The following is a 13,632-nucleotide window of genomic DNA, read 5'->3' as shown; positions in this document are numbered from 1 at the left end:
TGCGCCCGCGACGCCCTGGGTTGCTATCCGCGTGGTCACTGTCCGCCGGTGACCGCGACGTTCCGGAGATCGAAGGCTCCGCCACTGGTGGGCGGGCTCATCCGGTCCAGCCCGGTCACGTTCTGGTTGTAGGCGTACTGCGTGGGGATCGCGCACACGAAAAGCTCGACGGCATTCTCGGAGGCGCTCCGCGAAGCCGCCGTGAGTGCCGCCTCACGCTGCGCCGGGCCCAGGTTCGAGTCCAGAGGCTTGGCGAACACCTCCGCGATGTCCGTCGGCAATTTCGTCGGATACAGCCAGCCCGTGTAGATGTCCTCCATCGTCGCGCCGGGGTCCGCCAGCGCTGGGTGCGTGTATTGGAAGCCGTCCGCGTCTCCGGCCCGCCACTGCACCACGGCCTGGCTGAGGTCTCGCTGCTGCAGGTTCAGTTCGATCCCGACCTTGGCAAGCTGGTCCTTGATCGCCACCGCCACCCCGTCGCTGGTCCGGACGCCGGCCAGGGTCAGCACATTCAGCTCGAACCCGTTCTCATATCCCGCTTCCCTCAGCAGCCTCTTCGCCGCGTCGATGTCGTATCCATAGCGGTCGGCACTGTCCGGGTCGTGTCCCATCACGCCCTCCTGGAGCGGCTGGGAGGTGGGGTCGCATTGCCCGTTGAGCAGCGCGTCGCTGATCGACTGGCGGTCGATGGCCAGGTTCATCGCCTGCCGCACCCGGACGTCGGCCAATGCCGGGTGGCCAATGTTCATGTACATCGCGTACCACGCGCTGCGGTCGGTGTCGGTCAGCCCGAAACCATTGCGCTCCTGCAGCTTCACTGCTTCCGTGTACTGCGTGACCTTGGTGATACCCGCATCGAGCTGCCCGCTCTGCAAGGCATTCATCCGCGCCTGGTCGTCGACGATCCCCACGATCTCGATCTTCGCCATGTTCTGGGCATCCTCGTCCCAGTAGCCGCCGTACCGCGTGAAGGACGCCCGATCACCGACCTTGAGGCTCTCCAACTCGTACGGCCCAGATCCAGCGGTCGCCAGGCTCAGATCGCCATCGCTGGCCGCGGGATTGACGATCGCGCCGGCCAAGGTGGAGAGCCAATACAGGACATCGGAACGCGGCGCGGTCAGGTGGAGCACCACCGTGTTCGCGTCGGGGGCCTCCACCCTGTCGATGCCGTCGAGCTCCATGGCGACCGTCGAGTTCGCCTTCGTCTTCGCCCGCTCGAGGCTCCATTTCACCGCCGCGGCGTCGACCGGGGCGCCGTCGTGGAATTTCGCGTCGTCGCGTAGATGAAAGGTGAGCACCATGCCGCCGTCCGAGAACTCCCACGACTCCGCGACCATCGGCGAGAAAGCCTGCCCGTCGGCGCGGGTGGTGTCGACCCTGACCAGACGGTCGTAGACCAAGCTGAGATAGGGGAAGGCCCCGACGATCGATGCCGTCGCATGCGGATCCATCACCGGCGGCGGCAGCATCCAACCCATGCTCAACGTCGCGCCCCGGTCGATGTCCGCGTCTGCGCCAGCAGCCGGGCTCGCGCCAGTCCCGCCATTGCCGCACCCGGCCGTGAAAAGTATCGCCGCACAACTAAACAGCGCTATTAGATGTGATCTCCGCATATCGCTTCTCCGCTCTGGTGGATAAATCGTGTGGCTCCAGTGGGGCGTGATCTCAGTGGCCGACGCGGCCGGTCACAGCCGGCCCTCGACGCGGAACTGCGCGGGCACCCAGTCGGGCGAGCGCCGCTCCTTGAATGCCGCATACCCCTCCTGTGCCTCGGGGCCCGTTTGGCTGCGCCGCATGGCCATCCGGTCGTAGAGACCCAGATACTCGTCCAAACTCCTCTTGATCTCGGCCCGCGCGACCGGGGCGGCGCGGCACACCTGGGCGAGCGACTCCATCGCCTCGTCGTGCAGGTCCGCATGCGGGACGACCCTCGTCACCAGGCCCCATTCGAGGGCCTCCGCCGCGGACAAAACCCGGCCGGTGAACATCAGGTCCCGGGTCCGGACCGGGCCGATCGTGCGCGCGAGCACTTGGGCGTAGTAGGTGTCGGCGATGCCGCGAAATAGCTCCGGCACCCGGAAGGTCGCCCGCTCGCTGACGACGGACACGTCGCTGCAGAGAGCGATCATGAAGCCCCCGCCCTGGCAAATCCCGTTGACCGCGGACACCACCGGCACCGTCGACGTCCGCAGCGAGTCGAATGGCGTGGTGTCCATCCCCAGCGCGCCGAAGTCCATCCAGTCGTCGACTCCGTGCCGGCCCAGGTCGCCGCCGGGGATGAACACGTCCCCCACCCCAGTGAGCAGGAGGCCCTCGATCTCGGGGTCAGCCGCACAATGCGCAACCGCGTGGCGCAGCCCGTAGTACATCGCGGGGCTGAGCGCGTTCCGCGCCTCAGGCCGGTCGACGGTCACCCGCGCGATTGAGCCGAGCCGGTCCAGCCGGAGGTACGGGGTACCGAGCCAGTCGCCGTCCGGCGGCCGTGGAGTCTGGGCCATGTCGTTCCTATCCGTGGCGCGCCGCCACCTAGTCAGGAGGTTGTCTTGCCCGCATATCGGATGTCGAAAACGCTGGTGAAATCGGACTGTCCGAGCGTGTCCATACCGACGGTGTTCGAGGAGTACGCGACCATGGTCGGGACCCCGCAGAGAAAGACGTCATACGCTCCGTCCGAGGCGATCGCGGAGGCTTCCACGTACAACTCAGTGCGTTCCGCATCGCTGATCGAGGGGTCGAGGGACTGCAGGACCACGTCCGCGAACTCTGGTGACGGTGGTGTCGGGAAGCGGTAGTCCGCCAGATAGTTGAGCATCAGAGACTGCCCCGGAATGGGATACGCCAACCGGGAGTTGAGCAGGCCATAGTGCCCGGTCCGGAACGTCGCTTGCGCGTCCACGGCCGGGATTGGCAATAGCTGGGCTGTGACGCCGACGGCCTGGAGTTGGGCCTGCACCGCGGTTGCCATCTCCTGCTGCGGCGAGGCCCCCGCGACAAAGATCACCGGGATCGTCAAATCTTCCGGCGCATTGGCCGCCTTCAGCAGCGCGCGAGCCTTGTCCGGGTCGTAGGCGTATCGGTCCGTCCGTGTGCCGTCATGGCCATCCACACCCTCGGGCAGGGGCTGGGAGACCGGCGTGCATTTGCCGTCGAGCAACGCCGAGTTGATTCCCTCTCGGTCGATTGCGTAATTCAAGGCCTGGCGCACCTTTGGGTCCTCTAGGCCGGGGGTCCCGATGTCGAGTTGGACGGCGTAGGTCTGCACGGTCGGGTACTCGTGGAATTCGAACCCTGCCTTTTGCACCACGTTCTGTATCTCGACGTACTGGTCGGGGTCCACCTTGATCGCGTCCACCTGCCCGGAGCGAAATGCGTTCAGGCGCGAGTTGTCGTCTGGAATCCCCATCAATTCAAGGCGTGCGGGCTTCTGTGCCTCCGGGTCCCAGTAGCCGTCATACCTCGCATAGGTGATCCGGTCGCCGGGGCGAACCTGATCAAAGACGTACGGCCCGGAGCCGGCGTCGGTGGTCGCGATGTCCACGCCCGCTTCGATCGCCCGCACATTCACGATCGCCGCCTCGGTGGTGGAGAGCACAGAGGGGAGGTCCAGCGCCGGCCGGTTGGTGGTGATCCGCACGGTCGCGTCATCGACAGCAGTCACGGTGTCCACCATGTCGAACCGCCCGGCCACCTTTGAGCGCTGCGGGTCGCGGGCGCGTTCGAGGCTGGCCACGACCGCCGCCGCGTCGACCGCGGCGCCGTCGTGGAACTCGGCGTCCGGGCGCAGGGTGAAGTCCACGGACCTGCCATCGTCGGCGAAATCCCAAGACTCAGCCAGCATTGGCACGATCTCGGGGCCGCTGACCGCCTGCGCCAGGCGGTCGTAAACCGGTGACAGATAGGGGAAGTCGATCTGGTAGTTGCCGGATTGGTGTGGGTCGAGGTTGTTGGGCACCACATTGCCAGCGACCCTCAGCGTCGCGGATCGATCGATCTCACCGGTGGAACCGGCTTGCCCGCCGTCGGCGCCACATGAGGTGAGCGCCACGGCGAGAATTAGCACGGCGGCCACCGGAATGCCGCGAACCGACCGCGGCGATTGTTTCGACAATTGACTCGAGTCCTCTGTGCAGAAGTGTCCATTTGACGAGCAGGGCGGCGTGGAGTGACTCCTCAACGCCGCCCTGCCTCTATCCACTCGGGGAGAACGACCTGTTAGGAGGTCTTCCCCAGGTAGCGGGTGTCCATGACGCCGATGAAGTCGGCCTGGCCCATGGTGTCGATGCCGACGACCTTGTCGGTGTAGCCGACCATGGTCGGCAGCCCGCAGATGAACACGTCATAGGCGTCGTTGCCGGCGATTCCGGAGGCCTTCGTCAGCGCGGCGGTGCGATCCGCATCGCTGATGGCGGGGTCAAGTGAGGTCAGCGCAGCGTCCGTGAAATCCTGCGACGGGGCCGTCGGGAAGCGCAGCGGCACCAGGAAGTTCGTCTGCAGGGTCTGCATCGACGTCGGGTAGGTCAGCCGCGGGTTCAGCAGCGCCATGTCGCCCTGTGCCATCCGGACCTGTGCATCGGAGGCCGGCAGCGGCACGATGTCCATGGTGACGCCGACGTCCTTCAGCTGAGCCTGGAGCACGGTGGCGATCTCCTGCTGCGGGGACAGTCCCGCGATGGTGATCAGCTCGAGCTTCAGATCTGCCGGGGCGTTCGCGTCCTTGAGGAGGGTCCGCGCCTTCTCGGGGTCGAATTTGTAGAGACCTTCCAAGGCCTCGTCGTGACCGTCCAGGCCCTTCGCCAGTGGCTGGGACAGAGTGGTGACGCAGCGGTCGCCGAGCAGCGCGGAGTTGATCCCGTCCCGGTCGATCGCATAGTTGAGGGCCTGTCGCACTCGCGGGTCTTCCAGACCGGCCTGGCCGATATCCAGCTGCGCGGCGTAGTACTGCGCCACCGGGAAGGTGTGCATGTCGTAGCCGGACTGCTTCGCGAGAGTCTCCACGTCCGCGGCCTGGCCGGCCTTCGTCAGCATGACGTCGATCTGGCCACTGCGGAACGCGTTCAAGCGCGCATTGTCATCGGCGATGCCGACGATCTCGAGCTTGGCGGACTTCTGGGCCTCCGGGTCCCAGTAGCCGTCGTAGCGGTTGTAGCTGATGCGATCGCCGCGGCGGATCTGGTCCGCGATGTAGGGGCCGGAGCCAGCCATCTCGACCGAGAGGTCCACGCCGCCGTCGATCGCCACCGGGTTGATTATCGCGGCGGTGGTCGGGGATAGCGCCGAAGGCAGGTCCGCGGCCTTCCGGTTGGTGCTGATCCGCACGGTGCTCTCGTCCAGGGCCTCGACGCCCGAGACCATGCCCAGTGAGGAGGCGCCCTTATTCGCGGGGTCGCGGGCGCGGTCCAGGCTCTTCACCACCGCGGCGGCGTCCACCTTGGTGCCGTCGTGGAATGTCGCGTCCTTGCGCAGGACGAAGTCCGCGGACATACCATCGTCCGCGAACGTCCACGACTCAGCGAGCATCGGCGCGACCTCAGGCCCCGAGATCACCTGGGTCAACCGGTCGTACACCGGCGAGAGGTAGTTGAAATCCACCTGGTAGTTGGAGGACTGGTGGGGATCGAGGTTGTTGGGCGCCAGCGTCCACGCCATGCTCAACGTCGCGTCACGGTCGACGTCGCCGACTGGTCCGCCTCCGCCCGTCCCAGATCCACCGCTCCCGCAGGCAGAGGCCACGAGTGTGACGGCCACAGCCGCCAGCAGCCCCTTCACGATGGGCGTTGCGCCCATTCCTTTTCTCATCTGACTTCGCACTTCCTGTTAGTTGTCATTGTTTGCACCGCACCCGCGAGCTGCCGCATTGGGCGGCTGGCGGCTAGTTTCGGATCTTGGGGTTGAGGTATCCGTAGGACATGTCCACCAGGAGGTTGCACAGCAGCACCGCGAGCGCGCTGATGATCACGACGCCTTGGACGACCGGCAGGTCGCGTTGGATCACCGCGGTGTAGCCGAGCATGCCCAGGCCGGAGATCGCGAACACGAACTCGACCGTGACCGCGCCACCCAGGATCCGGCCCATCTGCATGCCCAGCACTGTGACGATGGAGATGCCGGCGTTCTTCATGGTGTGCTTCCACAGCACAGCGTGCTCGCTCAATCCTTTTGCGCGGGCGGTGCGGACGTAGTCTTTGTTCAGGGCATCGACCACGGATCCTCTTGTCTGCCTGGCCAATTCCGCGGCCGACACAGCCGCAAGCGCCAGTCCGGGCAGGATCAAATGCTTGGACCATTCGATGAACCCGCCCTCGGCCAACGTCGTATAGCCTGTGGCCGGCAACCACGCGCGACTGATCGCGAAGGTGATCACCAAGATCAGCCCCAGGACGAATGGCGGGATCGCCATCAGCAGCGCGGCCACTGTCGTCACCGCACGATCCACGATCGAGCCCTGCTTCATCGCGGCGATCACGCCGAGCGGGATCCCGATCACCACGGTCAGGACGATGGCCCACAGCGCCAGCGAGCCCGTGATCCAAATCCTGTCCATGATCGCGTCTGTGACCGGCTGGCCGCTGTAGAGCGAGGTGCCCAAGTTGCCGGTGACTGCGTTGCCCACCCACTCGAGATACCGGACCAACATCGGCGCATCGAGATTGAGATTCTCACGCACCATCTCGATCTGCTGCGGCGTGGCCCCATCGCCTGCGATCCGTGCCGCTGGGTCTGTCCCGCGGTTCGCCAACTCCAACAGCGTGAATGAGAATAGCGCGACCAACAAGAGGAGCGGTATCGCGACAAAGACTCGATTGATGACAATTTTTAGCATGAAGCCGACTCCTCGATAGCGGCAGTTCTGTGCCGAAGTCCCACAATTGCGCCCCGCTGCACGACGGGCGTCACGCTGTCGTGACCGCTGCGCGCCGCTCCGCGCGCTTGCGCGGATTCATCTTGGGGATCGCGGACAGCAATTCCTTTGTGTACGGGTCCTGGGGGTCGCTGAAGATCTGCTCCGTCGCCCCCTCCTCAACGATTTCCCCTCGACGCATGACCGTCACGTCATGGGCGAACATCTTCACCAGCGCGAGGTCATGAGAGATGAACAGATAGCTGATCTCCCGCTCGCGTTGCAGATCCAGCAACAGGTTCAGCACCTGCGCCTGGATCGACACGTCGAGGGCCGCCACCGGCTCGTCGCAGACGATCAGCTCCGGTTCCGTGCTCAGCGCCCGGGCGATCGCGATCCGCTGCAGCTGCCCGCCGGAGAACTCATGGGGATACTTTTCGAGCTGGTCGACTCGCAGGCCAACCCGCTCAAGCAGTTCCGCCACCTTCTGCTTGCGGTCGTCGCCGCGCAACGGCGTGTGCAAGGTCAGCGGCTCCGCCACCGACTGGCCCACGAGCATGAGCGGGTCGAGCGAGTTGAACGGGTCCTGGAAGATCATCGTCGCCCGCCGGCGAAGCCGACGCACGTCCTTCGCCGACATCTTCATGATGTCCTCGCCAAAGAGCTTCACGCTGCCCGAATCTGGAGTGGCAAGCCGCAGGGCCATTCGCCCAACTGTCGACTTTCCGGCGCCGCTCTCGCCGACGATGGCTCGAGTGCGCCCCTTCTCCAGGGTGATCGACACGTTCTTGACCGCATGCGTGTGAGCCGAAGGCATGCCGATCAGATTTCGCTTCTTCACAAAGGACTTCGACATCCCCTGGATCTCGAGTACAGGGCTCATCGCGCAATGCCTTCCAAGCGGAGCTCGTCGGCGCGAGCGCAACGAACTAGATGGTCGCCTTCGCCGGCGAGCGGGATCGCAACTCCGTCGCAAACCCCCGCCTTCGCATATCCGCACCGCGGGTGGAACCGGCACCCATCTGGCCAATCCCAGGCTGGGGGCACCGTGCCCGCAATCGCGAACAGCCGGTCTGCGCGGACCTGGGCGTCCGGCGTGGATGCCAGCAGGCCCTCGGTATAGGGGTGGCGCGGGTCGAAGTACATGTCCTCGCTGACGGCGGACTCCATCATCTGCCCGCCGTAGAGGACGGCGACGGTGTCGCACGTCTCCGCCACCACACCCAGATCGTGCGTGATGAACAGGATCCCCAGGCCCATCCGGTCCTGGAGCTCCGCCAGCAGGTCGAGCACCTGGGCCTGCACCGTCACATCGAGCGCGGTGGTCGGCTCGTCGGCGATAAGAACCACCGGCTCGCAGGCCACAGCCATCGCCAGCATCACGCGCTGGCACATGCCACCACTGAACTGATGGGGGTACTCGGCCGCGCGCTGCGGGGCGTCCGGGATGCCGACGAGCTCGAGCATCTCGACCGCTTTGGCCCACGCCTGCTTTCGGCTGAGCCCGTCACCGTGGCGGCGGACGACCTCCGCAATCTGGTCCCCCACCGTGAAGGCCGGATTCAACGCCCGCCGCGGCTCTTGGAAGATCATTCCGATCGTCTTGCCGCGCAGCGCGTTCATCTCAGCGTTCGACAGCCCGATCAACTCTCGGCCGGCAAGCTTGACCGATCCGCTGACCTTGACCCTGGGCCCGCTGAGCAGGCCCATGATCGCCAGCGAGGTCACGGTCTTGCCCGACCCCGACTCGCCGACCAAGCCCAGCGTCTCCCCACGCCGCACGATCAGGTTGACGTGGTCGACCACCGTCGACCAGCCGTGCTCCGTCTTGAACTGGACGCATAGATCAGAGACCTCCAGGACGACGTCGCCGAAGTCCTCGCCCGTGGGGCCTTGCGTCTCGAAATCCGATTCCGCGGGGTCCATCACCGAAATGTCCTGCATACGATCTACCTTTTCTGTCGATGGCCGGTCAGCCATTGGCCCCACGTCCCTCGAATGCGTCGCGCATGCCATCGCCGAAGGTCGACAGCGCGAGCACTGTCAGGACAATCGCCGCAGTCGGCGCGATCATGTAGTTCGCCGAGACGTTCACGTTCTGGAATGCGTCTTGCAGCATCGATCCCCAACTGGCCTGAGGTGATTCGACGCCCAAGCCCAGGAAGCTCAGGCTGGCCTCGACGATGATGACGATGCCGGCTCCGAACGTCACCTGGATCATGAGAGCGGAACTGGCATTGGGCAGCACATGACGCCACAGCAGCCTGTAGTTGGAGCAGCCGACGCTGCGGCAGGCCTCGATATAGGACTCACCGGAGACTGCTTGCGCCTCGGCCCTCGCTATTCGAAATAGCCTGGGAGCCAATAGGATTCCCACTGCGATCATCGCGTTGGTAAGCCCCGGCCCGAGCACGCCGACCACAGCGAGCGCAAGAATCAGCGGCGGCAGCGACATGAGCGCGTCCGCGATCCGGCTGAGCACTCCATCCACGAATCCTCCGACGAGACCCGCCAACAGGCCGAGTGGGATACCGACGGCCATGGCCAGCACCATCGCTTGCACAATGGCCAGCACCGCAACCTGAGTCGAGGCGACGAGGCGGCTGAACACGTCTCGGCCATACCCGTCGGTGCCAAGCCAATGCTCCCCGGAAGGCCCTTGCAGCCGCGCGCCCAACTCCTGCGCATTCGGGTCATGCGTCATCAACAGCGAGCCGAACACCGCGACCAGAACCATCAGCACCAAAAACGCGAGCGAGACCATCGCCGCACGATTGGATCTCAGGGCGCGCCACTTGCGGCCGCCCTGGAGCCGCTGCGCCATCGTCTTCTTCGGAACTTGCGACAGGGGCACCGCAACCACACCGCCTACCGGTGCGGCAGTCTTCTCAACTTCAGACATCTCTTGTCTCCTGGGACCTGATCTCGAGTAGCACCTCGCCCTGCTGGGCGCGCCACCAACAATCTGTGTCGACTACTCCGCTACGAGTCGCGACGAAGCAGCATGCAGCCGGCCTCCGGACCGCCTCCGATACCCACGGCGGCAATCTCCAAATCCTTCTTGATCTGCCGGTCCCCCGCCTCGCGCCACAGTTGCGCGCACGCCTCGTGCAGGAAGCCGTAACCGTGCAGGCGCCCGGCGGAAAGCTGGCCACCGTGCGGGTTGATCGGCAACTTCCCATCGATTCGGTAGTTGTCCTCGTCGTCCAAGAACGCCCCGACCTTGCCGTGCTCTGTGAACCCCAAGGCCTCGATCCACTGGGTTGTCAGATAGCTGAAGCCGTCATATAGCGTCGCGAAGTCGACATCCGCGGGCGTCAGGTCCGTCGTCTCCCACATCGAGGCAGCCGCATCATGCGATGCCATCGTGGTCAGGTCATTGCGCTGGTCCCAGGTGTGGCGCTCGTAGAGGCCCGCACCGGCTGCCGCGATGCTGAGCGGTGCATTGCTCAGTCCCTCTGCGGCCTCCCGGCGGGAGACGATGATCGCCGTCGCGCCATCAGCCGGCACGTCGCAGTCGTACAGCCCCAACGGCCACGAGACCATCCGCGCGTTCAGGTAGTCGTCCATCGTCATCGGATCGCGGTAGATCGCGTTCGGGTTCAGCGCCGCGTTGCTGCGGCTGTTGATCACCAGCTTGCCGATCTGCTCGCGCGTCAACCCGAAATCGTGCATATAGCGCTGGGCGTACATCCCGATCCAGTTTGCCGGCGACGCCGCGCCGAATGGCAGGCGGAACTCCGCGTGCCCTGATGCCCGCGTCTGCTTCCCGGCCAGGGCCGCGGCCCTGCCGCTCGCCTGCGCGGTCGCCTCCCACACCGAGCGGAAGCACAGCACGTGGTTGGCACGGCCACTCGCCACCGCGGCGGCCGCATCGAGCAGGGTGCCGATCTGGCCGGAGGTCTCGACCCCGCTGACATGCCAGCGCGTCCGCATCCCGAAGGCGTCCCGGACGTCATGCGTCGTCGCGCCCACAAACCCGCCCTCGGCGCTGACCGGGCCGGGATAGCTTGCGATGCCGTCGATGTCGTCGAACGACAGGCCGGCGTGCTCCACCGCCCGAGCTGTGGCCTCGAGAGCGAGGTCGATTCCCGTGCGGCCGATTCGACGGCCGATCTGGGACTGTCCGATACCCGTGATCACTGCACGGTTGTCTACGAAGGTCATGCTCTCACCGGCTTGAAGAAGGGAATGGCGACATCGTCTTGCTCATCGAAAACGACCTCCACGGGCATGCCGACAACGACTTCGTCGATGTCGCACTCGACCAGGCAAGTGGTCAGCCGCAGTCCCGGCTGCTCCTCGAGCTCGACAGCGGCGATGACGTACGGGGGCGGAAACGCCGGGAGCCAAGGATGGTGGTTGACCGTGAAGGCCGCCACTGTGCCCTTGCCCGAGGCCACTTCAGGGCCGACATCGAGGCTTCGGCATTGCCAGCAGGCGCCCACCGGCGGGTGGATCCAGCCCCGGCAGGACTGGCAGCGGTAGATCCTGAGCTCGCCCTCGAATCCCCCCGCCCAAAAATCGCGGGACTCCCCTGTCACCTCGGGTAGCACCCGCCCCGACTGATTTGACATCGCTGTCCTCCAAAGATGAATTGCGTGATTGGTTCGAGCCATACACACCGAACGTGATTCCGATCACTCCACGGCGACCATAACATCTGATGGTCATGTCACGAAAGGGTCAATGCCAAAACTCGCACCGGACATCACCCCACGGCCCCCACCCCACGACGACCCGTAGCAGCCCGAACACCCTCCCGAATCCTGTCGCAACCGGACCGTGGACGCCCGCCTTCCGGCCGCCAGACCTCAAAATAAATATGCATCTACCTGCAATAATCAATACACTTTGGCATCGTGCGGCGATTTCTCCACGAGCGGGTCAAGGACTTTCACAGACTGGTCGGCGGCCGCCGAAAAGCCGCGAACCCTAGCCGCCACCCCGCAAGGCCCCAGTCCCGACAACCGGCCGCCACTAGCCCCCAGCGACGCGATCTGACTCCAAAAGTCGCCCAACTCTGACACTCATGTGCACTCGAACCGAAGCCCCAGCCCCACGGCCGCCGCACCCGTCACGGCACCGCCTGAAAACTACATGCGAATCCCGCCCTACCCCCTGCGCGAACATCCACGTAGCAACACTAGTGCGTCAGATGGAAGCAGTGAGAAAATCGGGGAGTCGCCTCCGCAGATCCACTGGAGGACCACGAAATCCACGCCAACAGGCACGCCGGCGAACGAGGCATGCCATGACACCAACATGGCTAGCTGGGACGACCCTTGCCGTGACGCCGATCGGGACGACCCTCGCCGACATCAACCGGGCCGTGCATAATGGCCTGTGACGCACCACACAGCCTCCGGCACGTTTGATGTACACTGAGTCAGATTGATCCGAAGATGGAGAGTCTGCAGGGCTCATCGAGGGTGTTCCCAAGTCCTGCTGGACGCCGTAGGTCAACTTCTCCCCACATATCCGGAAGGAAGCACGCCGTGATCGGTGTAATGAATGGAATCCGCGTCGTCGAGGTCGCGGCCTGGACGTACGTTCCCGTCGCAGGGGCGATCCTCAGCGAATGGGGCGCAGACGTCCTCAAGATCGAGCACCCCGAGACTGGCGACCCCCAGCGGGGGCTCGTCAGCTCTGGACTAGTCCCCGCCGGCGGCGTGAACCATATGTTCGAGCTCCCCAACCGGGGGAAGCGAAGCGTGGCACTGGATCTCAAGACCGAGGAGGGGCGCGAGCTCCTGATGAAGATCGTCGCGACGGCAGACGTCTTCCTCACGAATTTCCGTCCGGGCGCCCGCAAGAAGCTCGGCATCGATGTCGAGGACGTGCGCAAGCACAATCCGAATATCATCTACGTCCGCGGTTCCTCCGTGGGCCAGCGCGGCGAGGAGTCGGAGCGCGGCGGTTACGACATGACTTCGTTCTGGGGCCGGAGCGGCGCGGCCGACAACGTCAGTCCCGACGAGCTCGGCTACCGCGTGACAATGCCCGGTCCCGCCTTCGGCGACAGCCTGGGCGGACTCACCATCGCCGGCGCGATCTCCTCAGCGCTGTTCCACCGTGAGCGCACCGGGGAAGCGCTGACCGTTGACAGCTCCCTCCTGGCGCTAGGCGCCTGGGCGATGGGCGCCACGATCGCCGGCTCGCACGCGTTCGACCTTGAGCGCTATCCCAAGACGAACCCGAAGACCGCGGCCAACCCCCTGGTCAACAGCTACGAGACCTCGGATGGCAGGTTCATCTCGTTCGTCATGTTGGAGTCGGATCGTTTCTTCCCCGAGCTCATGAACGTGCTGGACTGCCCGGAGTACATCGCCGACCCCCGCTTCACCAGCCACAAGGACCGCAGCGCGAACCACCTAGACCTGATCGAGGTCATCAGCACCGCCTTCGCGAAGAGGACGTTGGCCGAGTGGCGTGTCGCGCTCAAGGACATCCAGGGCGCGTGGTCCGCGATCCAGACTCCGCTCGAGGTCGTCAGCGACCCCCAGGTGATGGCCAACGGCTATATCGCCGACCTCGAGGACGCGGCCGGCACGCCGTTCAAGCTCGTGTCCGCCCCTGTGCAGTTCAACGAGGAGCCCAGCGAGCTTCGACGGGCGCCCGAGCACGGCGAGCACACCGATCAGGTGCTCGAGGAGATCGGCCTGACGATGGACGAGATCATCCAGCTCAAGGTCAGCGGCGCCGTACTCTAGCCCCCAGCATCACCCTCCGATGGCAGCTCTAGGACTCCGGCAACGGAGTCCTAGAGCTGTTTTCGCACAACTTGAGAG

Annotated in this window: 11 protein-coding genes; 1 reads left to right on the top strand and 10 read right to left on the bottom strand. The window is 65.1% G+C overall.

The genetic code is table 11. The features are described 5' to 3' along the window. Positions 1 to 35: 35 nt before the first annotated feature. The 10 genes from TBIF_RS13300 to TBIF_RS13255 form a co-directional block, all read right to left on the bottom strand. Positions 36 to 1,472, bottom strand: coding sequence for an ABC transporter substrate-binding protein (locus tag TBIF_RS13300; protein WP_024795289.1), 1,437 nt, complete (start codon positions 1,470 to 1,472; stop codon positions 36 to 38). 216 nt (positions 1,473 to 1,688) lie between these two features. Further along, positions 1,689 to 2,501 (bottom strand): enoyl-CoA hydratase/isomerase family protein, encoded by an 813-nt coding sequence (locus TBIF_RS13295; RefSeq protein ID WP_024795288.1) that lies wholly within the window; start codon positions 2,499 to 2,501, stop codon positions 1,689 to 1,691. Between the two features lie 32 nt (positions 2,502 to 2,533). After that, entirely contained in the window at positions 2,534 to 4,072 is a 1,539-nt protein-coding gene (locus tag TBIF_RS13290) for an ABC transporter substrate-binding protein (protein ID WP_024795287.1), read from the bottom strand. A gap of 143 nt (positions 4,073 to 4,215) precedes the next feature. Continuing rightward, a complete protein-coding gene (locus tag TBIF_RS13285) occupies positions 4,216 to 5,787 on the bottom strand; it encodes an ABC transporter substrate-binding protein (protein ID WP_235174725.1) in 1,572 nt (523 codons plus the stop codon). 85 nt (positions 5,788 to 5,872) lie between these two features. Then, positions 5,873 to 6,823, bottom strand: coding sequence for an ABC transporter permease (locus TBIF_RS13280; RefSeq protein WP_024795285.1), 951 nt, complete (start codon positions 6,821 to 6,823; stop codon positions 5,873 to 5,875). A 70-nt stretch (positions 6,824 to 6,893) separates the two neighbouring features. Further along, positions 6,894 to 7,724 carry an ATP-binding cassette domain-containing protein gene (locus TBIF_RS13275; RefSeq protein WP_024795284.1) on the bottom strand — a complete coding sequence of 277 codons (831 nt, stop codon included), beginning with the start codon at positions 7,722 to 7,724 and terminating at the stop codon, positions 6,894 to 6,896. Next, entirely contained in the window at positions 7,721 to 8,767 is a 1,047-nt protein-coding gene (locus TBIF_RS13270) for an ABC transporter ATP-binding protein (RefSeq protein ID WP_051461536.1), read from the bottom strand. Before TBIF_RS13270 ends, TBIF_RS13275 begins: the two co-directional genes overlap by 4 nt. A 46-nt stretch (positions 8,768 to 8,813) precedes the next feature. Beyond that, positions 8,814 to 9,743 (bottom strand): ABC transporter permease, encoded by a 930-nt coding sequence (locus TBIF_RS13265; RefSeq protein WP_084611700.1) that lies wholly within the window; start codon positions 9,741 to 9,743, stop codon positions 8,814 to 8,816. An 80-nt stretch (positions 9,744 to 9,823) separates the two neighbouring features. Further along, entirely contained in the window at positions 9,824 to 11,008 is a 1,185-nt protein-coding gene (locus TBIF_RS13260; protein ID WP_024795281.1) for a thiolase family protein, read from the bottom strand. Beyond that, positions 11,005 to 11,418: a Zn-ribbon domain-containing OB-fold protein gene (locus tag TBIF_RS13255; protein WP_024795280.1), complete on the bottom strand. Its 414-nt coding sequence runs from the start codon at positions 11,416 to 11,418 to the stop codon at positions 11,005 to 11,007. Before TBIF_RS13255 ends, TBIF_RS13260 begins: the two co-directional genes overlap by 4 nt. A gap of 933 nt (positions 11,419 to 12,351) precedes the next feature. On the opposite strand from TBIF_RS13255, the gene TBIF_RS13250 reads away from it, so the two are divergent. Next, complete coding sequence (locus TBIF_RS13250) at positions 12,352 to 13,554, top strand: CaiB/BaiF CoA transferase family protein (protein WP_038171101.1); 1,203 nt, start codon at positions 12,352 to 12,354, stop codon at positions 13,552 to 13,554. Positions 13,555 to 13,632 lie beyond the last annotated feature (78 nt).

The sequence above is a fragment of the Tomitella biformata AHU 1821 genome (genome assembly GCF_000524475.1).
GTDB lineage: Bacteria > Actinomycetota > Actinomycetes > Mycobacteriales > Mycobacteriaceae > Tomitella > Tomitella biformata.
This window is presented reverse-complemented; position numbering and strand designations above follow the sequence as displayed.